Source organism: Ruegeria sp. CDSC068 (assembly GCF_059610545.1).
The window spans coordinates 150,882-173,685 of record NZ_JBXWNV010000003.1 but is presented as its reverse complement, the minus strand read 5'-3'; the positions used below and the strand labels follow the sequence as shown (position 1 = coordinate 173,685).

Sequence of the window (22,804 nt, the reverse complement as noted above, 5' to 3'; positions counted from 1 at the left end):
TATTCAACCTTGTTTGCGGGCCACGATCCATGTTGGGTTATATGTCAGGGTCACGCCATCATCGTCACCAAAGTGTCGGACATAGTGTTCCGAGAATTGAGCAAGGCTGGTTTTGGTCCAGGCCTTCTGCGCGCGCCCGTTGACCCCAGTTCTTCGAAGGTGATTGAGAACGCCTCGGGGCGTATCAAAGCGCAATGCAGAGAGAATTTCGCCGCAACTGATAATCTCTAACCGGCCTTCGACCGCCGCGGCCAAATCTTCAGATCGGCACAGGCCCGGCGCTTTGGCTGTGGAGCCGACTTTCATCAGCTCCCGGTACTGTTCTGGTCCAAAGCCTGAAACCGCCAACCAACCTCCAGGAGCCAATGCGTTGGCCGCCTTTTGCAAGAAGGCTTCGGGATCGAACAGCCATTGGATCATGGATGCGGAAATGACCAAATTGGGCTGAGGTGGCCATTCAACAGCTTTGGCATCACCACACAAAAAGTCTGCGCCGACCGCTGTTGCGGTCTCAGCTGCTTCGGGCGACAGGTCATTGACCGTCAACTGGCCAATATCGAATGCGCTACACACCCGATGCGTGAGGTGGCCGGTACCACAGCCAAATTCCAATCCGGTCGCGAAACGATGCGGCGCGCCGCCGACCCGCATCTCTTGGACCAGCCGATCCGCGATTTTGGCTTGCTGGCTGGCCGAGCCGTGATAGCTGCGGAAACTGCGGCTGAAACTGCGCTGAACGCGGTCTGCGATCTGTACGTTCATGCGACCCACACCTGCCAGTTCTGACCGTCGCGAAACGGGACATGCGGGGTGGCAATACCACGCACGGCAGCTTGTTGGTGCGCCCATGCCGCCTCTTGCGCGGGGGTCGGGATAATACGGTCCCGCTGGGGGATCCAAATCCGGTCAAACGCCACCTCGGGTGCGCCACCACGGTCGATCACGGCGTGAAGCTCTGCCTGCGCAGCCTCCAGATCAATTTCAGGCACCGGCCCGTTCATTCCAGCACGGCGACAGAACTTTGCGAAACTGGCTTCGGTCAGATTATCCGCTGTGGCGCGGATCATATCCGGTGCGATTCCACGCTCGGGGTCAGCCGGACATAGCGTGCCACCGACAGCAATCAGCCGATCGGGACGAAACCCGGTTTGCGCCAGCCAATGACCCAAAGATGCAACACCAAAAGAAAAGGCAATCAGATTGACGCGGTCATATTGCGCAATATCAGGCAGAGGATCGTCAAGGTGGCGGAAGTCGTCGACGAATAGCACATCACCGTGCCCTGAAAGCCCAGCAAAAGGCGCAGCCCCCAGCGCCCAACCACCAAAAATCAGGATCAATTCATCCGTTCCCGAACGCGATAACCACCGCTGTTTCATGACATGCCTTTGACGAGCGAGATCATGGCCGATGTTACACGGCTCAATTCATTCGCAGAGATGATGTAAGGCGGCATGCAATAGATGTTGCGGGCAAACGGGCGCAACCAAACGCCGGTATCGGGTGCGAGCGCATGCGCAACCGCAGGATCAACCCATTGCTCCATTTCGATGACCCCGATCGCGCCAAGCACGCGCACATCGGCAACGCCTGGCAATTCACGTGCGGGGGCAAGCTCTTGCTTCATCTGGTCGGCGATCGCGTGCACTTCGGCACGCCAATCTCTGACCGATAATTGTTCCAGACTGGCCACCGCGGCAGAACAGGCCAGCGGGTTGGCCATATAGGTCGGGCCATGCATCAAAACGCTGGCTTCGCTTTCCCCAATTCGGCGCGCGACATCTTCAGTCGTGGCGGTCGCGGCCAGAGTAATATGGCCGCCAGTCAAAGCTTTGCCCAAACAGATGATGTCCGGAACCACTTCGGCGTGGTTCATCGCGAACAGTTCGCCCGTGCGACCAAACCCGGTCGCGATTTCGTCAAAAATCACAAGAATTCCAAGTGCTTTACACAGGTCTTGCGCGCCTTTTAGCCACTTGGGGTGATAGAAGTACATACCACCCGCGCCCTGCACCACAGGCTCAAGGATCAGGGCCGCGATTTGATCGGCCTTGGTTTCCAGCAGCTCTTCCAAAGCATCCAGCCCATTCAGGGTTGGATCATCCGTCCATTCCTGCTCAAACGATATCGGCGGGCGTGGCAGGAAATGTTGGATTGACAGCGCGCCACTGAACAGCCCGTGCATCCCATTCACGGGGTCGCAGACGCTCATCGCTTTCCATGTGTCCCCGTGATAACCGCCGCGAATGGTCGCAAACTGCGTGCGCCCCGTGTGACCCAGCGCCATCTGAAACTGCACGGCCATTTTCAAAGCGACTTCAATCGCGACCGATCCGCTGTCGCTGTAGAAAATGCGATCCAGCCCGTCAGGCAACAGCTCGACCAGCTTGCGTCCCAGGTCAATTGCAGGTCGATGCGTCAGGCCACCGAACATGACATGGGGCATTTGCCGCAGCTGTTCCTGCATCGCAGCAGTAATGGCCGGATGACGATGCCCGTGCACCGCACACCACCACGACGACATTGCGTCGATCATCCGAGTGCCGTCTTCCCGGGTCAGCCATACCCCTTCGGCCTCGGTGATCAGATGCATCGGACCGGGGTTCAGAACATTCGTATAGGGATGCCAAAGGTGGCGGGCATCAAACTCCAGAGCGGTCACAGAGCCCTCCGAATTGTTGCTGTGTCAATCGCATCGAAAGCATCCGACAGCGTTTCCCGCGTCAGGGTTTCAAGATACGGCAAGCGTCCCAAATAGGTAACCTGACACATCTCGGCGATGGTCTGTTCAACCTCTGGCTCAGCGTCGCCTACAAACGCTACGCCCAAAACGTTGCAACCTGCACCCCGCAAGGCCATCAGGGACAGGCTTGTGTGATTGATCGTCCCCAACGCGGTCCGGGCCACAAGAACCACGGGCGCCTGCCACCCCGAGATGACATCAAGGAAAAAGGTTTTGCGGTTCAGCGGCACCATGATCCCGCCTGCCCCCTCGACGACCAAGGGGCCGTTGACCTGCGGCAGCGCAAGTCGATCCGGCGAAATCTCGACACCCATGTCTTCGGCCGACAAATGTGGTGAGGCTGGCATGTTCAGCCGATAGGCTTCCGGCAAAATTTCAGCACCGGAAAGCGCCGCGACGGTTTCTGTGTCCGTTGCATCCTCCAGCCCGGATTGCACCGGCTTCCAATAGGTTGCGCCAAGCGCGGCTGTCAGGCCCGCAGCAAAAACCGTTTTTCCGACACCAGTGTCGGTGCCTGTGACGATAACAGCGCTCATGCCGCCTCCGTCTGTTGATGCGCCAGTGTTTCGAACAGGGCGCATATGTCGTCCTTGCCCACGTTGCCGGTGATCGAGACGCGCAGGCGTGACGTGCCCCGTGGCACGGTCGGCGGCCGGATACCACGGACATCAAAACCTTTGGCCTGTAACGTCGCTGCCATTTCCATGGTTTTGGCGTCATCGCCCAGAATAATGGGGATAATCTGGCTGTTCAGCGCCTCTTGGGGTGTGCCGATCTGACGTGCGACGGCATGCGCGTGGCGGATGCGGGACAGGGCGTTCAGGCCCAGCGAAGCATCTGTTTGAAGATCCTGCAGAACCGCGCGAACAAGGGCCGCGTTAAACGGCGATGGGGCCGTGGCAAAGATAAACGGACGCGCGCGGTTGATGAGTGTTTCGATCATCACCCGGCGGCCGCAAATCAGACCTCCAGAAACCCCCAACCCTTTGCCGCATGTGTGCAAAGTTAGCAACTCAGCTTTAAGACCATGCGCCAGACCTTTACCGTTCGGGCCAAATACTCCGGTCGCATGAGCCTCATCCACGACCAATATGGCACCGTGTTCGCAGGCCAGATCAGACAGCGCGGCCAAGGGCGCAATGTCGCCTTCCATGGAATAGATGCTTTCCACGGCGATCCAGATTTGGCCAGACCCGCCTTCTGCCAACCACGCCTCAATGGCCAGACGCGCTGCGGTAACGTCATTATGAGCAAAGGCACTCGTTTGGCCGCGTCCCATCCGCATGCCTTCATGCGCGCTTGCATGAATCAAAGCATCGTAAAGGATCAGATCTTCGGCGGCAGGAAGGGTCGAGAAAATCGCCTGATTGGCTTGGAATCCTCCGCCCATGAACAAAGCAGCCTCAGCATCAAAAAAGGCGGCGGCCTCGTTTTCAAGCGTCTCATGTTCGAGATGATTGCCCCGCAAAAGACGGGAACCACCAGATCCCAGCGGCACGCCCTGCGCCAATGCCGTTTGCGCGGCATCGCGCAGGAATGCCGATTGCGCCAATCCGAGGTAATCATTGGAAGCAAAATCCAGACCGCGCGGCTGCGCCAACTCCCGGCGGCGGTTCCGGGTGTCCAACGTTTCAAGCATCGAGTTCAACCGACTCAGTGCTTTCATTCAGCAGCATCCAAACAGGATTTTTCAGCTGATGTTTCCGCCTGCAGCCCAAGCTTGGCAAACAAAATAGCATCAGTGTCTTCTTCGGGGTTTTCTGCTGTCAAAAGCGTTTCACCAACAAAGATCGAGTTCGCACCGGCGAAGAAGCACATGGCTTGCAATTCCTCACTCATATCGCTGCGCCCGGCGGAAAGCCGTACATAAGACTGTGGCATCATGATCCGCGCTACGGCTATGACCCTTACAAAGTCGATCGGATCGATCGGCTTGGCGTCTGCTAAAGGTGTGTCTTCCTGCGGCATCAACATGTTGATCGGCACTGAATCTGGTGCTGGGTTCATATTGGCCAAAGTGACAAGCATATCGACCCGGTCCTGAACCTCCTCGCCCATTCCAAGGATACCGCCGGAACAGACCTTGATACCCGCTTCCTGCACGCGGTTCATCGTGTCAATGCGGTCTGCAAAAGTGCGTGTTGTGATGACTTCGGGATAGTACCGCTCGGACGTGTCGATGTTGTGGTTGTAGTAGTCCAGCCCCGCATCGCGCAGACGAACCACCTGATTATCGTCCAACATGCCAAGGGTCATGCAGGTTTCCATCCCCATCTCGCGCACACCTTCGACCATTGCGACAAGCGCATCCATGTCGCGGTCCTTGGGTTCGCGCCATGCGGCACCCATGCAGAAACGGGTTGCCCCGCCGTCGCGGGCCTTGCGGGCTTCGGTCAGAACGCGCTGAACCTCAATCAGTTTCGAGGCCGAAAGTTTGGATCCGTTCCGTGCTGATTGCGAACAATAGGCGCAATCTTCGGCACAGCCACCTGTTTTGATCGACAGCAGTTTCGATGTCTGGACCTTGTTGGGATCAAAGTTCTCCCGGTGCACTGTCTGCGCGCGAAACAGCAAATCCATCAGCGGAAGGTCATACAGAGCTTGAGCAGCGTCGCGGGACCATATCGGGGCGGTGTTTTTCATTTTATAGATACTTTTCGAGAACTCTCATGGCTACGCATTCTTTTATAGATAAAGATTGTTATCACAACCAGATTCTACCATCTGCGTCACTCAGGCGGAAAAACGCGGATGCTTGCAATGGTCCGCTGTGCCAACGCCGCTTTAGCAAACGATGCGGAACATTCTATCCCAATGCCGCTGTCGCTATTTCCGCAATATGCACCGCGCGATAATCAACCGTCTCAAATCGACACATGTTGCCATGATTGGGTAAGCAGATCACAATGGGCATCAGTACCAAACATTCCCGCATGCGCCGCGCCGCTGCAAACGCGTTGGATACCAGTGTCACACGGTTGTTTTGTAAGTCATGCAGAAGGCGCGTTAGCCAACATATTGAAAGGTTCCGAATGACCTCCTCCAACCATTTTTCGATGTCTCGCCGCCAGTTCCTTGCCACAACTACGGCCAGCGCCGCCGCAATCACCCTACACCCGTTTTCGGCCGCTGCTGCCGACAATCAGGCGCATCTTCGGATCATGGAAACCACCGATATCCATGTGCATGTCTTCCCTTATGATTACTACGCAGACAAGCCGCGCGATACGGTAGGCCTGTCGCGCACCGCATCGATCATCAATGACATTCGGTCGGAGGCAACCAACTCGTTGCTGGTGGACAATGGCGACTTTTTGCAGGGCAACCCAATGGGTGACTACATCGCCTATGAGCGCGGCATGAAAGAAGGCGACAGCCATCCAATCATCGCCGCATTCAACACCGTGGGCTATGACGCCGCTACTTTGGGCAACCACGAGTTCAATTACGGCTTGGATTTTCTGGAAAAGTCACTGGCTGGAGCAGATTTTCCGGTCGTTTTGGCTAATATCGCCAAGGAACAAGGCGCGGGGCCACGCGATGATAAGACCCTGGTCAAGCCTTACGCCATTCTCGACCGCGAAATTGAAATGGGCGACGGCAACAAGCATCCAATCAAGGTTGGCGTCATTGGCTTTACCCCACCTCAAATCATGAATTGGGACCGCAAGCACCTGGAAGGCAAGGTTCAGGCCCGCGACATCGTCGATACGGCGAAAGCGTATGTGCCAGAAATGCATGAGCAAGGCTGTGATCTGATCATCGCCCTGTCGCATTCGGGCATCGGTGAGGCCGATCACACTGATGGGATGGAGAACGCCTCGGTCGTGCTGGCCGGCGTCGATGGCATCGACGCGCTGGTCACGGGCCACAATCATCTGGTCTTCCCCTCGCCTACATTCGCGGATCGCCCGGGTATCGACGTCGAAAAAGGCACGCTGATGGGCAAACCAGCAGTCATGGGCGGTTTCTGGGGCTCGCATCTGGGTCTGCTGGACCTGTTGCTGGAACGCGACGGGAATGAATGGCGCGTTGTAACAACGACGTCCGAGGCGCGCCCGATCTCAAAGCGCAACGAAGATCGCTCAATCACCGCGCTGGTTGGCGACGACCAGACCGTGCTGGATTCGGTCGCCAAAGATCACGACGAAACACTGGCCTATGTGCGCCGCGCCGTTGGGAAGACGTCCGCGCCTTTGCACAGCTACTTCGCACTCGTCGCGGATGATCCATCGGTGCAAATCGTGTCGATCGCGCAAAAATGGTATGTTGAAGAGATGATGAAGGGCACCGAGCACGAAGGGCTGCCCATCCTATCAGCCGCCGCCCCTTTCAAGGCCGGTGGGCGTGGTGGGCCAGAGTATTATACCGACGTTCCAGTGGGCGATGTGGCTATCAAAAACGTGGCTGACCTGTACCTCTATCCAAACACCGTGCGGGCGGTCCGCGTGAACGGGGCACAGGTTCGAGGCTGGCTGGAGCGTTCGGCAGGCATGTTCAATCAGGTCGAGCCGGGCTCGGCCGACGCAATCCTGCTGAACCCAGAGTTCCCATCCTACAACTTTGATGTAATGGACGGCGTGACCTATCAGATCGACCTGTCCCAGCCCTCGCGATTTGGACCAAAAGGCGAAGAAGTGAACCCAGACGCGGCGCGGATTGTGAACCTGTCCTTCAACGGCACGCCGGTTACGGATGACATGGAATTCATCATCGCCACTAACAATTACCGCGCGTCTGGCGGCGGGTCTTTCCCGGGCGCATTGGGCGACACGGTTGTCTTCGAGGCCCCCGATACCAACCGCGACGTCATCGTTCGCTACATTGTCGAGCAGGGCACAATTGATCCAAAAGCGGACGCCAACTGGTCCTTCGCCCCGCTCGCAGATACCACGGTGCTTTTCGAAACCGGCCCCAAAGCGCGCGACTATATGAGCGATGTCAAAGGAGTGGTGATCGAAGACGCAGGCGAAGGCGCGGATGGTTTTGCCGCGTTCCGCATTAAACTTTAAACGTCAAAGATTTTAAGCCGGCTGCCACCCCGACTAATGGGTGGCGGTCGCGCACCGAAGATGGCGAATTTTTAAACACTTAAAACCGGGCTTTGGAGCAATCAGTCAAGTTCGCCGCTTTCTGACATCAAAATCGCCAGCGGTCGCGTAGAATGGATTTGCGACAAGATAATCATCACCACGGCAGTCAACGGTATCGCCAATATGGTGCCTGCCAGACCCCACATCGCGGTCCAGATCGTCAGCGAAAACAGCACCATAAATCCGCTCAGGTTCACCGAGTTTCCGACCAAGCGGGGTTCAAGGAAGTTTCCGACAAACAGCTGAGCGGCCATAAGCGCGATCAGTGCGACCCCGGCATGCCAGATGCCGCCGAATTGCACGAGGCTCAGCATTACGGGAAACAGAACGCCAACAATGGAACCCAGGTACGGAATATAGTTCAAAAGTCCGATCAATATGGCCCAGAACATTGCGAACTCGATCCCAAGCAACAACATGATCACATATGATATCACAGCCAAAATGACGTTGATCAGGGTCTTTGCGCTTAGGTAGCTGCCAATCTTCTGGTTGATCTGGGCGACGATTTGCAGCGACCGGTCAGCTGTTTCGGCATCACCCAAAGCCTTTCTAACTTTTTCCGGCATGTCATCCAGATCGGATAGGATGAACACAATATAAAGGATTGTCATCAACATGACCGTCCCGAAACCCTGCACTGTGGAAAGCGTCCCCTGCACAAAACCCAAAATATCGAACTTGCCAGCAATCGTCTGCTCGATCGTGGACCAATCTGGCAGTTTTTTGACGCCCAACATCGCCATTGCCGAGTCAATCAACGCTTTTAAATTGGTTTGGTAACGCGGGATATTCTGGGCGACCGCTTGCGCGTTTGCCTCAAGAAAGACCCCTATCAGAACCAACGTTAGAAATATGGCAAGCAGCGCAAGCAAACGGCGCCCGCGGCGTGGAATGTGGCGCAACCCCGGAACACGGCCGATTGTCGAGGCGGTCGAGTCCAGAATGTATATCCCGATTATGCCTAGAAGCACCGGAAGAAGGATACTTTTGCCCAGCACCAGCAGCCAGCCGATGACAACAGCGACGATCAGGCCAGATGCAAGTTTTGTCACATTAAACAGCAGCATATCTTCGCTTTCGGTCGGACGGGTGGTTCCTTTTGTGCCGGGTTCAAGGCTTACATTCAACTTCTTTCACGCGATCTGCGCGCCCCGAGCGCGGTGACGGCTGCCCGGTGCAGGAGGCGTTTCGCGACCACCGGCAAAACACTGGGCGATTGACATCCATTCGGCAGCAACCGGCCCCTCCACCTTCAGCGATGTATCCGCGATGTTGCGGGTTTGGGCTGAGACCTGTGCAAAATCTACCGCAGGGCCTGTTATCCGATTGTCCCCCCGTTCACCGAACTCCCACAAGGCTCCGGATGGCGCGGTCAGTTCAAGCCGCGGCATCGCCTCGGGCACAGGTTTGCCGTTGACCTGATAGGCCCAGCCAAAGGTATTCACACCCAGAATGACGATGTTCTTGACCCGGTCATGTTCGACGCGCTCGACACCAAGAACGTCAAAAACCTCTTGCCCATGTGCCCAAGTCTCCATCTGGCGGGCCGTGATCGACGAGCGTACAGACATATCTGGACCGGCCCATTTCACCCGGTGCTTTGGATCGAAATCGGCCCAACGCGCGCCAATATCTGTGTAAAGTGTCCGCCAGGAATCGCGCAGCTCGTTCCCGCGCAGCAAGATCGCTTCGTTCTCGGCTGCGCGCAGCCCTTCGGCCTTGGCTTTGACAAACAATGCCCCAATGCGCGCAGTGAACGCGTCGGGGTCCTGAAGCGACAGATCTGCCATCTGGTTCCAATAGTGCAGATGCACCAGAACATCGTTCAGCGTCCATCCCTTGAACTGAGTTGGCACTTCCCATTGATCACCCGAAATATCGTCCAGAATGGCAAACAATGCCTCGCTTTCTTGCAGAAAATCCGTTGCCTGTTGCACTGCTTGTTCCCTCAATTTTGTATTTGCCTATTCGATGTCCCCGGATGCAGTGTCTGAGCGGCGGTGACCGACACACACCCAATTCTATCTATATTTCGTCAATCTCGATCATCACATCCCCCGCGCTCAGCTGCTGCCCGACCTCAACATGGACAGAGGTCACGACGCCTGCAACGGCAGCAGTGATCTGGTGTTGCATCTTCATGGCTTCGAGAACGGCCAGACAGTCGCCTATCGAAACGCTTTGACCAGGTCTTGCCGCCACCTCGACCAGGGCACCCGGCATGGGGGCGGTGACGCGACCGCTAGCGATCGTTCCCGCATCCAATACACCGGGACGCAGGCGTCGAAACGTCAGGCGCTCGGCGCCGATGGCGATCTGGGCTGTGTCGCGGGTTATGTGTGCGGTGGCGTCGACGGTGTTGTCATTTATGCGTGCCCGGACCTTCCCGCTGCTGCGCTTGATAAACGAAACATCATACGCGTTGCCCTCAACCCATACCGTCCATCCATCGGGGCAGACGCGTGCGCGCGTTTGTATCTCTTCGTCACTATAGGCAAGCGTCACGGCGAACGGCGGTAACGCCGCGCTGGACCAACCCAACTGTTCGGCGGATACATAGCCCGCCGCCGCCCTTGCGCGGGCCTCATCCGCACCCAACAACAGCGCAACCGCCAAGGCGACGTCCTGCGCAGTTACCCAGTACGCAGGAAAGCCCCGGGGGTAGGTCCGATCCAGAAATGTTGTCGTTGCATCGCCGGCAATGAAATCTCTGTGCTGCAGCACATCTGCAAGAAACCGCGAATTTGTCACCGTTCCCAGCAAAATAGTTTCATGCACAGCTTTGATCAGCCGCGCACGTGCCGTTTCGCGGGTTGGACCGTGCGCGATGATCTTTGCAAGCATGGCGTCATAGAAAGGCGATACCTCTTGTCCCTGCTGAATGCCGAAATCCACACGCATTCCGGGACCGGACGCAGCCTGCCAGAAATCAATTGGACCGGTCGCCGGCAGATATCCGTTAGCGGGGTCTTCGGCATAAAGCCGCGCCTCAATGGCGTGGCCGGTCAAGGTGACGTCTTCCTGAGAGATTGGAAGGGCGTCACCCTGCGCGACAGCGATCTGTAGCGCCACTAGGTCGAGGCCAGTGACCATCTCGGTCACAGGATGCTCAACCTGCAGTCGGGTGTTCATTTCAAGGAAATAGAACACGCCGGACGGTTCAAATAGAAACTCCACGGTTCCGGCGCCGCGATAGCTCACCGCACGGGCCGCCTCAATCGCCACAGCCCCCATTTTTGCGCGCAACTCTGTCGTCATGACCGGGCTTGGGGCTTCTTCGATGACTTTTTGGTGGCGACGCTGGACCGAGCATTCCCTTTCGCCCAGATGAATTACGTTCCCGCACCCATCGGCAAAAACCTGAAACTCGATGTGGCGCGCATCACCGATCGCTTTCTCAAGGATCAGTTCGCCGGATCCAAAAGCGCTCTCGGCCTCGGATCTTGCGATTGAAATCGCCTCAGAAAGAGCGTCGGCGGATTGGACCACGCGCATTCCGCGTCCACCGCCACCAGCTGCGGCTTTGACCATGATGGGAAAACCGATTTTGCTCGCTTCAGCGACCAGTGCGGCACCCGATTGATCATCGCCTTCATACCCTGGAACGCAGGGAACGCCCGCGCCAATCATAAGGCGTTTGGCGACGGCCTTGTCGCCCATCAGCCGGATCGCTTTGGGATCGGGTCCGATAAAAGTCAGATCCGCGGCCTCGACTGCCGCTGCAAAACCCGCATTTTCGGACAAAAACCCATAGCCCGGGTGGATCGCCCCTGCCCCAGTTTCCTGAGCCGCAGCAATGATCTTTTTTGCGTTCAGATAGCTGGCACCAATCGGCCCTTCACCGATCCAAACTGCCTCATCAGCAAGTTCGACATGGGGTGCCCGAGCGTCAGAGGTTGTATAAACGGCCACTGTGCGCAGGCCAAGCGACCGGGCGGTTCGCATGATACGCGCGGCGATTTCCCCACGATTGGCAACGAGAAGCGTGTCGAATGTCATGCCTCAGCCTCTGCTATCTATCTTGGATGTGGATTTGGTGAGTAATGCAGCATGGTCAGAACCTGTGCACCCCGTACGAACTGGGTTTGACCGTTCGCGCGCGACCCTCAAGGCAGGTTTCAAGGCAAAAACCCAGCACACGCCGCGTGTCGCGGGGGTCGATGACGCCATGATCGATACACCGGCCCGAGGTGTAAAATGCATTCTCCTGTCGTGTGAAATGTGCTGTGATCGCTGCCTTTTGCGCAGTCAGTTTGGCTTCGTCGGGGTCGATCCCTTTGCGTTTGAGCCCTGCGCGCGCAACCAGTTCCATCGTCCCGGCGGCTTGCTCACCTCCCATTACGCCCGTTGCCGCATTGGGCCAGGCGAACAGGAAGTCCGGGTCATAGGCGTAGCCGCACATCCCGTAATTGCCGGCCCCGAAACTTGCCCCGACATAGAGCGTGATCTTGGGCACATCGACCGACGTAACGGCCTGGATCATCTTGGCCCCATGCTTGATCATGCCGCTTTGTTCATATTGGGTGCCGACCATGAACCCTGTGATATTATTTAGAAAAATAAGGGGAATATCGGCCTGACCACATAACTGGATAAACTGTGCGGCTTTGTTCGCGCCTGCAGGGTCCAGTGGCCCGTTGTTTCCAAGAATACCCACAGCGATACCATTGATTGCGGCCTGCAAACAGACAGTCGCTGAGCCATATTCGGGCTTGAAATCCTCAAAATCCGAGCCGTCTACTATGCGGGCCGCAACCTCGCGGACGTCATAGGGAACGCGATAATCGGTTGGAACAATGCCTGCGATCTCATCCGCATCATATTTCGGTGGCTGCACTTCTTTGCTGCGACGCACAGGCAAGGATTTGTTCCAATCCAGCCGGGCCATCACGTTCCGCGCCATTTCGATACCGTGCGCATCATCCTCGGCCAGATAGTCGACCAGCCCGGATGTGGTGGCATGCATCTCGGACCCGCCCAGATCACGGTCATTGGCCTTTTCGCCCGTCGCCGCGTGAACCAAGGCGGCACCGGCCAAGGCGGCCATGCCGTTGTTCTTCACGCCAACGACATAGTCTGCAAGGCCGGGCATATAGGCCCCGCCGGCGGTTGACGGGCCGTGCAGCACTGCAATGTTGGGCAGTCCTGCGGCCGAATGGCGGGCCAGATTGCGGAACAGTTTGCCGCCATTGGCCCAGAATTCGACCTTGTATTCCATCAGGTTTGCACCGGCGCTTTCGACAAGATGCACAAAAGGCAGGTTCTGTTTCAATGCCATGTCTTGCGCGCTCAGGAAGGCCGCAGCTGACATCTCGACCATCGCGCCGGCCTTGATCCCTGAATCGTCGACGATGATCATGCAACGCACGCCCGAGATGAAGCCGATGCCGATGACCAATGACGCGCCCGGAACCGATTGCTCAGGATCGCAAGTATCGACGCAGTAGCCCGCCAACCCGTGCAGTTGCAAAAAAGGCATGCCAGGATCCAACAGTTGGGCCAAACGGTCACGGGGTGTGATCTGCCCCCGGGCTTCCATCCGTTCGCGCCGTTTCTCTGACAGGGCGACAGGACGCGCTTCAAGCGCGCGCATCTCGTCGACAAGAGCCAGCATATCGGCTCGGTTCTTGGCAAAGCTGTCAGAATCGCGGACGACTTTACTGACAAAACCCATCAGCTTTCTCCTCGCTCGGGATATGAGAATAACTCTGCAGGAATCCTGATCGGTGTGGCCAGCAATATCTGGGCATAACTCTTGCCTTGCGCGTCGTTGCGCAACGAGGCGACGCCACCGCCACCCAGCGCATTGTGCAGCAGAATGTTCATGGAATGCGTTCCTGGAAGATAGAACCGTTCGACCCTGCCAGATAGGTGGTTAGAAAAAACATCTGCCAGCGTCGCTTCGGTCAGCGCGGCCCAAATGTAGGGCAAAAAGGTAGCATGACGTGCAATGACCCCAATGTTTGCGGCGTCGCCTTTGTCTCCAGATCTAGCCCAGGCCAAATCTTCCAAGGGGCATGTGATCCACTCGGTCACCTTTTCATCGGCTATTTCCGGGGCTTTTGCCGGGACAGGTTCCGGGTCTTGTGGGGACGTTTTCGGCGGATTGTATGCGATATCGTCCCCATCCATCGTTACGCAATAGGTCAGCGTGTTGTTTGGCACCAAGAAGGAAAACAGGGCAACGACTGGCGAGGGCTTTGGACGCCCTCCTCCGGTAAAGATGTGCAACCCCGGCGGTGCGGCCAATGCGCACCCGGTCATTTCACGCAGGAATACGCCAACCGCGCGAGGGTCATCGTGTTTCACGGCTACCTTGAACGAGATCTCTTCGTAATCACCGTCGCCAGGCCGACCTCCGAAGGTTTCAAACGACACCTCGCGATAGTCGGGGGTGCCCATCCGTTGCAGGACAGCGCGCGCGCGATCCAACCCCGCTTGGGCAAAAGTCTTCGCCTTTTGTCGTGCCTCACGCCCGTTGATCAGAATCGTCATGCCCGCGCGATAGCCATCCGCCCAGGTGGCGGACACTTTGAGTTGCCCGGTCGGCGCGCGGCCTTTTGCACCCGAAACGGTTACATGGTCTGGCTCGGATTGCTCAATCCTGACATTGGAAAAGTCGCAAATCACGTCAGGCAGAATATAGGACTGCGGGTCGCCGATCTCATACAGCATCTGCTCGCAGGCCGAAGCTGGGGCCACACATCCCGTCGTGCCCTTCGGCTTGGTCAAGACCAACCCGCCATCTGCGCTTACCTCGACAATCGGATAGCCAATTTGGGCGATATCCCCCGCCATTTCCCAATCCGTGAAATTCCCGCCAGTGGCTTGGGGTCCACATTCCAGCAGATGCCCCGCAAGCGACCCGGCAGCCAGTAAGTTGTGGTCCTCGTGCCGCCATCCAAAATGATACATGCACGCGGCCAACGTAAGTGCGCTGTCGACGCAGCGGCCTGTGATGACGATGTCAGCCCCGGCGTGCAGCGCCGCCAATATCGGCCCTGCCCCAACATAAGCATTCACCGAGGCGATCTTTTCGATCGGTGGCATCGGCGCACCGGAAAACATCTCAGTCCGATCGACAAACTCAGCCATACGCGGCAGCAGGTCGTCGCCTTCGACCACTGCAACTTTCAAGTTCAATCCCAACTCAGCAGATTTGCTACGCAATGCATCAGCACAGGCCACTGGGTTGACCCCCCCTGCATTTGACAAGACCTTGACGCCTTGCTCGGCGATTTGGGTTAAATTGTTGGCCATAACGTCAGAGACGAAATCCACCGCATATCCCTTTTGGGGGTCTTTAAGACGGGCGCGGGCCATGATCGACATGGTGATTTCGGCCAGGTAGTCGTAGACCAGAAAGTCAATCTGAGGGGCACGCAGCAATTGCTGTGTCGCATGAGGGGCATCCCCCCAAAAACCACTTGCTCCTCCGATCCGCAGAGAATGTGTCACGCCACGTCTCTCCCGCTTGGGTACGATCTGCAGTTTACAGACCGACTGTTCTGTTTTTATGATCCCCTGACCGCCTTGGTCAATGAAGATTTGCCACTGCGACGCGACGGAAGATGACGGATACGATGCCAAAGAAACCCTCGGTCCAGGATCAAAGGTCCCGGGATATGCAGGCCAAAATCTGCAATGCGACGGTCACCTGTCTGGATCAGCTTGGGTATGCCGAGACTACTTTTGCCAAGGTGCAGGCCAAGGCGGGAATCTCACGCGGGGCAATTACGCATCACTTCCCCACGAAACAGGCCCTGGTCGCATCTACCGCGATGCGACTGCTTGGCAATGCGCAAAACCCGCTCTGGCCACATGATCGCGCCCCTCAGCCCGTCTATGATCTGATTATGTCCGCCTGGGCCAATATCGTAAATTCCGCAGGCGGACGTGCCATAGTCGAGATTCTGGTTGCTTGCCGAACCGATCCGGAACTGTTTGGAATGCTTGAACAGAGCCTGAGAGATTGGGACAAATCGAACCTGAGCCTGATCTCAGCCCGGTATGTCAGCGCAACAGGCAACCGTGACGACACTGAATTGTTGTGGAGTATCGCCCGGAACTTCCTGCGTGGTTTGTTGTTGCATGAGAAATTCGTTTCGTCGCCAGAATACCTTACGCAGATGATGGATCGCTTTGCCCGCATGATGGAAAGCCAGCTTCAGGTATTGCCCAAAAATGACGTCGAGGAGGTCGAATGACCCTGCCATCCCCTTTCATGACCCCGGAACGCGAAGCTTTCCGCGGGAATTTCCAGCGATTTGTCGATGCCGAAATCAAACCGCATATTGAGCAATGGGAGGCGGATCGCAGCGTTCCATGGGAACTGCATGCTGCAATCGCTGAGTTCGGAGTATTTGGCTTTGGGATCGATGAGGAATACGGCGGTCTGGGTTTCGACAATGCATTTATGCGCCATGATTATAGCGAAATCCTGTTTGGTTGTGGGGCATCCGGTATCGGAGCCGCCGTAGGGGGGCGCACGATTTCAATCAGCCCAATTGCGAAATTCGCTTCCGAGGAGTTCAAACAGAAAGTGCTGCCCGAGATCATCTCGGGGCGCATGATGTCGGCCCTTGGGATCACCGAACCGGGCGCAGGGTCGGACGTTGCCAATATTCAAACAAGGGCCGAGTGCAAAGGCGGCAAATGGATTCTGAACGGGGAAAAGACCTATATCACCGGGGGGATGGATGCCGAATGGTTTGTGGTTGGTGCCCGTACCGGTGGAACAGGATTGACCGGCATTTCGTTGTTCTTGGTCCCTCATGACGCGCCCGGATTCAGGCGTACACCTTTTGGTGGCAAGATGGGCTGGCACAGTTCACAGCAAGCGACACTGCATTTCGATGATTGCGAGCTGGATTCTACTGCCCTGTTGGGGCCTAAGAACAGGGGCTTCATCGCAATCATGAACAATTTCAACTTTGAACGGCTCGGCCTGACATCCGCTTCGTTGGGAATGATGAAACTATGCTACGATAGTGCGCTGGACTGGGCACGGGAACGCGAGACATTCGGCAAGCGACTGGTCGAACATCAAGTCATTGGCCACAAATTTGCAGAAATGTCCGCCCGGATAGATATGAATGAGGCATATATCGAGCGGATCTGCTGGGCGATTGAGCAGGGCTTGATGCCTGTCGCCGAAATCGCCAAGGCCAAAGTTCAGGCCACGACGTCGCTGCAATTTGTTGCTTCCGAGGCGATGCAGATCTTTGGCGGTGCCGCGTACATGCTGGGTAACCCTGTCGAGCGTGTCTGGCGCGAAATCAAAATAATGGCAATTGGCGGCGGATCCGAAGAGATATTGCGCGATCTGGCCGTGCGGCAGATGGGATTGGCCGTGCAATAGCGGCGACGTTACGGGTCCGCATGCGCGTACTATGAACGTGAAGAGGTCGCCGACAGGCCAGCCTTAGACAAATCCTTTTCCTGGCAATTGTCCGTAAATGATCAATGCACAATTGCGCAATCATTCATGACAATCTAAGTTGCACCAAACTCAACACGCGAGGGAATTATGGATATTTGGTTCTATGTGGGGCTTGGCTTGTTGATATGGGCTATCAGAGATTTGGTATTTGGTTCGACCTACTTGTGGGAACGGGTTACCCGTGCCGAAAATCCGGGAACCTACTGGGTTTGTGTTTTGGTTTGGCTTGTCGTTGCGTTGGCTATTTTGGCCACGTCCCCAACGGTCTACTACCTGTTCTCCTGACAACACGTTCCGAAAAGAAGGCCATGCAACCCGCCGTTCCTAGACATGGAGACCGGTGTTTTCACTATGGATGCAGTCACCTTATCGTTCGCTTCGCGAACGCACCCGACTGTTCGGGTGTCAAAATCCAGTCGGCTATCCAGTATAGAACTTTATCGATTGCCTGAAAGCCCGCAAAGGCGATCCGGAATGGAAAATTCTCTAGAACGATATGGTGCGGGTGGAGGGACTTGAACCCCCACGCCTTGCGGCGCCAGAACCTAAATCTGGTGCGTCTACCAATTTCGCCACACCCGCAACCCAAGCACTCAGTGCCAGAATGTCGGCGTGAATAGCAAAGCTTGCTGCGGAGTGCGAGAGGTAAAATTGAGTTGTGCACAAGATTATTGATGACATCGGCGGAACATGCTTCTGAACCGACCGCCGTGCACATATGATGTGTGCTGGACGCCGCTGCCAAGCAGGATGCGGGTTATTCTCATATGTTGCTGTTCGCGACAGGAAAGCAGTCTGATTATTGGCGTTTTCCGAGCAGATAAAAAAGATTCCCAGGTCAAAATTTTTCAATTTCATTGTTTTGCATTTAGCAACATTCAGGTTCTTTTGGTGATAGTTTGAAAACTATCTAACGTTGAGTAAAGCGCCTCTCATTTAAGATCCTGCAATGGTGAGAATCCAAAGACGATTCCAACAAACACAAATTTTACAGACGTCCTCTGCGTAAATTATGTTGGGCTGAGTTCAAAAGAGGTGTCTAATTTCCGTTTATTAACAAATTACTAAATCCGCACTCAAAAATGTCGCACATTTGCGCCGTTGCAAATTTTGTCCTCTTGAATGCTGCAAACGGCAAATGGCGCTGTCTACATCGATGCCGAAAATACGCTCGTAAGTTGTGGTTAAAAAATACCACCGACCACAATTGCGACACAATTCAAACGCCAAAAAATCTTATTCGCGTCAAAATAAGACCGCCTTGAAAGTCACTTATGAGCAGAAGGAGTTAATGAGTCTTTTTTGCCTTCGGGCGCTGTACGAGTTTTTTCGCTCAACTCCAGTACAAGGGTCTGAAACGTGACCAATATGATGAACTCCGCTGCTGCCGAGCAAGAAGCCGTTGGCCTTGCGCGTGAAAGTTTTCTTGGTGAACTCAAATCCCTGAACCGCGACCATCCAAACACCGGGTTTGGCGTTTCATTGCGCACGCGCTCGGGGCGGCGATACTTGCTAGCCAACTCGCGTATGCCGCTGCCCGAAACCAAATCCGAGGGCTTTCCGACCGGGCGTCGTCTTGCCCGCCTTGAAAATAGCGAGCGCTTCAGCTCGATCGAAGTTTTGGCGGATTGCCACACCTTCGAGTCGATTTCGCCGGGCGCCGAAGCCGCTATCTTGGGCAATGCCCTGAATCTGATCGCCCGAATCGACACCATGACCAGCACGCCAACAGACACGTTGGCCGCGACCGGAACCGGAGGCTGAACATGGCGCGCAACGACCATCTTTTGTCAGTTGGCAATGAGGCACTGACGCCCATGACGTCAGCGATGAACTCGCTGACCGCACAGATTGATCAATTGACAGAGGTGGCGGATGCACGTTCGTCCGCGCGTCTTGCCACGCTCAAGACGCGGATGGAGAATTTCTCGGCCAGCGTTACGATGGTCGGGCAGGTCAAGGCTGGTAAGTCCTCGATCGTGAACATCCTGGCCGGGCGCCCTGCCCTGCTGCCGTCGGATGTAAACCCGTGGACATCGGTGGTGACCACACTGAACATCAACACCCGCACCGAAGGCGACAAACGCGCCAAATTTACCTTCTTTGAACAGGAAGAATGGGACAACCTGATGGTCGGCGGCGGCCGTCTGGGTGAGCTGGCAAACCGCGCTGGCGCCGATGACGAGATGGATGACATTCGCCGCCAGATCGGCGAGATGAAGGCTAAATCCGAATCCAGATTGGGCCAGCATTTCGACCTGATTCTGGGGCAGAGCCATCAATATGATTACTTCGACGAAGAGCTGATCCAGCGCTATGTCTGTCTGGGTGACGAAGATGACCCGGACATCAACCCCAAGACCGGGCGGTTCGCCGATGTGACGAAGTCGGCAGAACTGTATATGGACATTCCGCAATACCCGATTGCGTTGAAGCTGTGTGACACGCCGGGTGTCAACGATACTTTCATGGTCCGCGAGCAGATCACCCTGCGCAGCTTGCGCGGATCTGAGGTCTGCGTTGTTGTTCTGGCTGCCAGCCAGGCGCTTACAACCATGGACATGGCGCTGATGAGGATTATTGCCCAGTTTGAGAACCGGCAGATCATCCTGTTTGTGAACCGAATTGACGAACTGGCTGATCCGGTCAATCAGGTCCCGGAAATCCGTGACCGTATCCAGGACACGCTCAAGCAGAACAATATCGATGCCAGTACCAGCGTTGTCTTTGGCAGCGCATTGTGGGCTGAGGCCGCGTTGACGGGCAACCCCGAGATTCTGTCCGATGAATCCCGCGAGGCGTTGAACACGTTCTATCTGGCTGCCGGTTTTGGTGATCAGGCACCCTCGCTCGACAAAATCTGGGCGCTGTCCGGCCTGCCCGATTTGCTGTTGGCCATGAACGAACGCATCGCAGAAGGCGCAGGCACCCGTTTGCTAGATCGCGTCCGCCACCGCGCCCGCAATATCGCCAGCCAAATCCGCGCCACGGCCGTTGCCAAGACCCTTTCGGGCGGTGAAGGTCTTGTGCGTGATCTGGATGGTGTATCGCCAGAGGACGCGATCGCCACACTCTCGGATCAATACGATAAGAAAGTAGCTGAACTGACCGCATCCTTACGTGCGAAGGTGTTGGAGAGACTGAATTCGGCGGAAACCAACTTTGTCAAACGTGCAACGGATTCGCTGATTGCCCACCTTGAGCGGAACGGCGAACAAGGCACGTGGCAGTATGACCCGGCGGGTCTGCGGACCTTGCAAAAGGCCGCGTATTTCAGCTTTGCGCGGTCGATGCGCAAAGAAGCAGGTGCGCTGTACAATACGGCGGCCGCAGATATTGAGACACTGTATCAGAAGATACTGGGCAACCACCTGGGTGAGTTCAGTATCGAAGCACCCATTGTTCCGCGTGTCCCACCCCCACTCGGAATTGGACGAACAATCGCATTGGACTTGCAAAGCACCTGGTGGCGTCGCTGGTGGCAGCGCCGCAAAGGGTTCGAAGCCTATGCAGCCGACTATACGCGCCTGATCGCGTCCGAGGCGAATTCGATCACCAAGGACATCGAGGAAAATCAGGTTGCAGCTGTGTTGGAAAACGTTCGCGCGATCCTGTCGGATTTCATGCGCGAGCAGAAAGAGACGTTGCTTAGCATTTCGGCATCGGCCGAGAGTGACCCAAGCCGCAACGCAGCTCTGATGGCAGGACTGACACCACAGAAATCGCGTGACGATATTCTGGGCGACATCCTGAAAGATCTTAGTAACGAGGCAGCATAAGTAGCGATATGGCAAAAGACTCACAAACCCGTTTCGTCTCGCCCAAGGCATGGGAACGCATTGAGCAGTGGTCCCGCCGCAAGCCGATCTTTGCGCTTATGGGAGAGTTCAGCGCTGGCAAATCGACGCTGATTAACTTTCTGCTTCGGTCGCACACGCTGCCGACTCAGGTGACTGCCACGCAGTTGCCGCCCGTCTGGTTCAGCTGGGGCAAGCAATCTGCATATGTACAACGCCATGACGGCAAACGCGAAAACATCGAGCTAGATGCGTTGGAATCCGTCGGCGTCAATGACGCTCAATTCGTTCGTATTTTCCTTGAATCCGACATTCTCGAGGCGGTCGATCTGATAGACACGCCCGGCATTTCGGACCCCAAGATTTCAACCGATGTCTGGCGTCGCGCCGTGGGTCAAGCCAATGGGGTGCTGTGGTGCACACACGCCACCCAGGCCTGGCGTGAGACCGAACGGGCGACATGGGTCGCGCTGCCGGAACGGTTGCAACACAACTCGCTGTTGTTGGTCACCCGCGCGGATACCCTGGGCACGAAGGACCGTCAGAAGGTGTTGCGCCGTGTAAACCGCGAGGCCGGGCATCTGTTCAATCGATCGATTTTGTTCTCGGCCCGCGATGCTATTACCGCGCGCGACAAGAGTGGCGACGCCGAAATGTGGGGACGCAGTGGCGGCGGCAAGATGGTGGACAGCTTTCTTGAGATCACCGAACAGATCATGGACAACCGAGCAGACATGCTGGCACGTTACCAGATCGACAACAGCCTTGCCCATATGCCCAGTGTGCAACCTATCCGCCCACGCAAACACGGCGAGAGCGCAGAGCAACCTGCCACGCTAAAGCTGGTCAATCCTGTTCAGGACGAAAATCTGCAGGACGAAGTCGTTACGAGCTTTCCGGTCCGTCCTGCCCGGGTCGAGGCACGCTCAGGCGACACTGAACGCGCACCCCGCATTGACGCGGATGAGGCCGAACGGTTGCGGGCTGAAATGACCGCGATCTCGGAAGAGACCACGCCCGAAACAGATCAGGACGAGCTACGCTCTTTCTTCCGGGAAACGCCAAGTCAGCCTCTGAATTTGGCGGATGTTGTCGAGATCCCTTCCGAAGAAAACGCGTTTCTTGAACTGGATGACGAGGATCTCGACGAAGAAGAGCCCCAGGAACTGGAAGCCGAAGTCGAAGCAGATCAATCGGACGTTAGCGCCGATGGTCAGGATCCTTTTGTGGCGTCGCTTGGAGACAAGCTGGCCGACGTACCTGAAACTGTTGAGACCGACAAACCCGGCGCAGACGCGCAAAGCGCTGATGTGTCAGTGTCCTCCATCGCCGCCTTGCTCGCCGAGCAATCGGATGGTGCGGCGGATGAGTTCGAACCGGAACCTGAAACCAGCGGCCTGATGGAAACACAGATCGTGCATATGCCGAACGGCACGTCATCCGAGGCGGAGGCCGAGTCTGAATCGCTTGAGCAACTGCTCAATGTGGAGGCCGGATCAACACTCAGCGCATCGGCGATGTGGCGCGAGATCACAGCTGGTGAGGATCTTCCCGACGACTCGGAAGGCCTGAAAAAGGTTTTCATGGCCTTCCTGGAAGAGTTCGACAAGATCGCCGCTGAACACGGCGCCCGTGACGAAAAAAAAGACGTTTCAACGCTTCCGAAAGCCGGGAACAAAGGCGGGGCTGAATGGCATGTTTTATAACGTGAAACCAAGGTAGAAGG

Annotated in this window: 17 protein-coding genes and 1 tRNA gene; 6 read left to right on the top strand and 12 right to left on the bottom strand. The window is 56.3% G+C overall.

The window, feature by feature from the left end:
- Positions 1–3: 3 nt before the first annotated feature.
- Genes AC2FID_RS08250 through bioB form a run of 6 tightly spaced genes read right to left on the bottom strand, consistent with a single transcriptional unit; the run spans position 4 to position 5,386 of the window.
- Positions 4–762 carry a methyltransferase gene (locus AC2FID_RS08250; RefSeq protein ID WP_496836306.1) on the bottom strand — a complete coding sequence of 253 codons (759 nt, stop codon included), beginning with the start codon at positions 760–762 and terminating at the stop codon, positions 4–6.
- Entirely contained in the window at positions 759–1,379 is a 621-nt protein-coding gene (locus tag AC2FID_RS08245; protein ID WP_496836304.1) for a pimeloyl-ACP methyl esterase BioG family protein, read from the bottom strand. The genes AC2FID_RS08250 and AC2FID_RS08245 overlap by 4 nt, the downstream gene beginning before the upstream one ends.
- Positions 1,376–2,662, bottom strand: coding sequence for an adenosylmethionine--8-amino-7-oxononanoate transaminase (gene bioA / locus AC2FID_RS08240; RefSeq protein ID WP_496836302.1), 1,287 nt, complete (start codon positions 2,660–2,662; stop codon positions 1,376–1,378). Before bioA ends, AC2FID_RS08245 begins: the two co-directional genes overlap by 4 nt.
- A complete protein-coding gene (gene bioD, locus AC2FID_RS08235; RefSeq protein WP_496836300.1) occupies positions 2,659–3,279 on the bottom strand; it encodes a dethiobiotin synthase in 621 nt (206 codons plus the stop codon). The genes bioA and bioD overlap by 4 nt, the downstream gene beginning before the upstream one ends.
- Positions 3,276–4,409, bottom strand: a complete 1,134-nt coding sequence (locus tag AC2FID_RS08230; RefSeq protein ID WP_496836298.1) for an 8-amino-7-oxononanoate synthase — start codon at positions 4,407–4,409, stop codon at positions 3,276–3,278. Before AC2FID_RS08230 ends, bioD begins: the two co-directional genes overlap by 4 nt.
- The gene (gene bioB / locus AC2FID_RS08225; protein ID WP_496836297.1) at positions 4,406–5,386 is read right to left on the bottom strand and encodes a biotin synthase BioB; all 981 of its coding nucleotides are present in this window, start codon (positions 5,384–5,386) and stop codon (positions 4,406–4,408) included. The genes AC2FID_RS08230 and bioB overlap by 4 nt, the downstream gene beginning before the upstream one ends.
- 389 nt (positions 5,387–5,775) lie before the next feature.
- On the opposite strand from bioB, the gene AC2FID_RS08220 reads away from it, so the two are divergent.
- Positions 5,776–7,755 carry a bifunctional 2',3'-cyclic-nucleotide 2'-phosphodiesterase/3'-nucleotidase gene (locus AC2FID_RS08220; RefSeq protein WP_496836295.1) on the top strand — a complete coding sequence of 660 codons (1,980 nt, stop codon included), beginning with the start codon at positions 5,776–5,778 and terminating at the stop codon, positions 7,753–7,755.
- 101 nt (positions 7,756–7,856) lie between these two features.
- Here the strand turns inward: AC2FID_RS08220 and AC2FID_RS08215 are convergent, their stop codons facing one another.
- From AC2FID_RS08215 to AC2FID_RS08195, 5 genes are all read right to left on the bottom strand, one after another.
- Positions 7,857–8,966 (bottom strand): AI-2E family transporter, encoded by a 1,110-nt coding sequence (locus AC2FID_RS08215; RefSeq protein WP_058272136.1) that lies wholly within the window; start codon positions 8,964–8,966, stop codon positions 7,857–7,859.
- Positions 8,967–8,972: 6 nt separating this feature from the next.
- Positions 8,973–9,776, bottom strand: a complete 804-nt coding sequence (locus tag AC2FID_RS08210; RefSeq protein ID WP_496836293.1) for a TIGR03084 family metal-binding protein — start codon at positions 9,774–9,776, stop codon at positions 8,973–8,975.
- Positions 9,777–9,864: 88 nt separating this feature from the next.
- Positions 9,865–11,838 carry an acetyl/propionyl/methylcrotonyl-CoA carboxylase subunit alpha gene (locus AC2FID_RS08205; protein ID WP_496836291.1) on the bottom strand — a complete coding sequence of 658 codons (1,974 nt, stop codon included), beginning with the start codon at positions 11,836–11,838 and terminating at the stop codon, positions 9,865–9,867.
- A 55-nt stretch (positions 11,839–11,893) separates the two neighbouring features.
- Entirely contained in the window at positions 11,894–13,513 is a 1,620-nt protein-coding gene (locus tag AC2FID_RS08200; RefSeq protein WP_496836290.1) for an acyl-CoA carboxylase subunit beta, read from the bottom strand.
- A complete protein-coding gene (locus AC2FID_RS08195) occupies positions 13,513–15,297 on the bottom strand; it encodes an acyclic terpene utilization AtuA family protein (protein WP_496836289.1) in 1,785 nt (594 codons plus the stop codon). Before AC2FID_RS08195 ends, AC2FID_RS08200 begins: the two co-directional genes overlap by 1 nt.
- 113 nt (positions 15,298–15,410) lie before the next feature.
- Here AC2FID_RS08195 and AC2FID_RS08190 point away from each other — a divergent pair, with 113 nt between their 5' ends.
- The gene (locus AC2FID_RS08190) at positions 15,411–16,046 is read left to right on the top strand and encodes a TetR/AcrR family transcriptional regulator (protein WP_496836287.1); all 636 of its coding nucleotides are present in this window, start codon (positions 15,411–15,413) and stop codon (positions 16,044–16,046) included.
- Positions 16,043–17,200, top strand: coding sequence for an acyl-CoA dehydrogenase family protein (locus AC2FID_RS08185; RefSeq protein ID WP_496836285.1), 1,158 nt, complete (start codon positions 16,043–16,045; stop codon positions 17,198–17,200). The genes AC2FID_RS08190 and AC2FID_RS08185 overlap by 4 nt, the downstream gene beginning before the upstream one ends.
- A 578-nt stretch (positions 17,201–17,778) precedes the next feature.
- Here AC2FID_RS08185 and AC2FID_RS08180 read toward each other — a convergent pair.
- Positions 17,779–17,863: transfer RNA gene (locus AC2FID_RS08180), tRNA-Leu, on the bottom strand.
- 786 nt (positions 17,864–18,649) lie between these two features.
- Between AC2FID_RS08180 and AC2FID_RS08175 the strand changes: the two genes are divergently transcribed.
- The 3 genes from AC2FID_RS08175 to AC2FID_RS08165 are packed head-to-tail and all read left to right on the top strand — an operon-like array spanning position 18,650 to position 22,784.
- Positions 18,650–19,045, top strand: a complete 396-nt coding sequence (locus tag AC2FID_RS08175; RefSeq protein WP_174822482.1) for a hypothetical protein — start codon at positions 18,650–18,652, stop codon at positions 19,043–19,045.
- Between the two features lie 2 nt (positions 19,046–19,047).
- Complete coding sequence (locus AC2FID_RS08170; RefSeq protein ID WP_496697914.1) at positions 19,048–21,060, top strand: dynamin family protein; 2,013 nt, start codon at positions 19,048–19,050, stop codon at positions 21,058–21,060.
- A gap of 8 nt (positions 21,061–21,068) precedes the next feature.
- Positions 21,069–22,784 (top strand): dynamin family protein, encoded by a 1,716-nt coding sequence (locus AC2FID_RS08165; protein WP_496836283.1) that lies wholly within the window; start codon positions 21,069–21,071, stop codon positions 22,782–22,784.
- Positions 22,785–22,804 lie beyond the last annotated feature (20 nt).

What these genes read in the sequence shown, in the direction of transcription:
- AC2FID_RS08250 (WP_496836306.1), bottom strand. Translation starts at nt 762, where the DNA reads ATGAACGTACAGATCGCAGACCGCGTTCAGCGCAGTTTCAGCCGCAGT.
- AC2FID_RS08245 (WP_496836304.1), bottom strand. Translation starts at nt 1,379, where the DNA reads ATGAAACAGCGGTGGTTATCGCGTTCGGGAACGGATGAATTGATCCTG.
- bioD (WP_496836300.1), bottom strand. Translation starts at nt 3,279, where the DNA reads ATGAGCGCTGTTATCGTCACAGGCACCGACACTGGTGTCGGAAAAACG.
- AC2FID_RS08230 (WP_496836298.1), bottom strand. Translation starts at nt 4,409, where the DNA reads ATGAAAGCACTGAGTCGGTTGAACTCGATGCTTGAAACGTTGGACACC.
- bioB (WP_496836297.1), bottom strand. Translation starts at nt 5,386, where the DNA reads ATGAAAAACACCGCCCCGATATGGTCCCGCGACGCTGCTCAAGCTCTG.
- AC2FID_RS08220 (WP_496836295.1), top strand. Translation starts at nt 5,776, where the DNA reads ATGACCTCCTCCAACCATTTTTCGATGTCTCGCCGCCAGTTCCTTGCC.
- AC2FID_RS08205 (WP_496836291.1), bottom strand. Translation starts at nt 11,838, where the DNA reads ATGACATTCGACACGCTTCTCGTTGCCAATCGTGGGGAAATCGCCGCG.
- AC2FID_RS08200 (WP_496836290.1), bottom strand. Translation starts at nt 13,513, where the DNA reads ATGGGTTTTGTCAGTAAAGTCGTCCGCGATTCTGACAGCTTTGCCAAG.
- AC2FID_RS08190 (WP_496836287.1), top strand. Translation starts at nt 15,411, where the DNA reads ATGACGGATACGATGCCAAAGAAACCCTCGGTCCAGGATCAAAGGTCC.
- AC2FID_RS08185 (WP_496836285.1), top strand. Translation starts at nt 16,043, where the DNA reads ATGACCCTGCCATCCCCTTTCATGACCCCGGAACGCGAAGCTTTCCGC.
- AC2FID_RS08175 (WP_174822482.1), top strand. Translation starts at nt 18,650, where the DNA reads ATGATGAACTCCGCTGCTGCCGAGCAAGAAGCCGTTGGCCTTGCGCGT.
- AC2FID_RS08170 (WP_496697914.1), top strand. Translation starts at nt 19,048, where the DNA reads ATGGCGCGCAACGACCATCTTTTGTCAGTTGGCAATGAGGCACTGACG.
- AC2FID_RS08165 (WP_496836283.1), top strand. Translation starts at nt 21,069, where the DNA reads ATGGCAAAAGACTCACAAACCCGTTTCGTCTCGCCCAAGGCATGGGAA.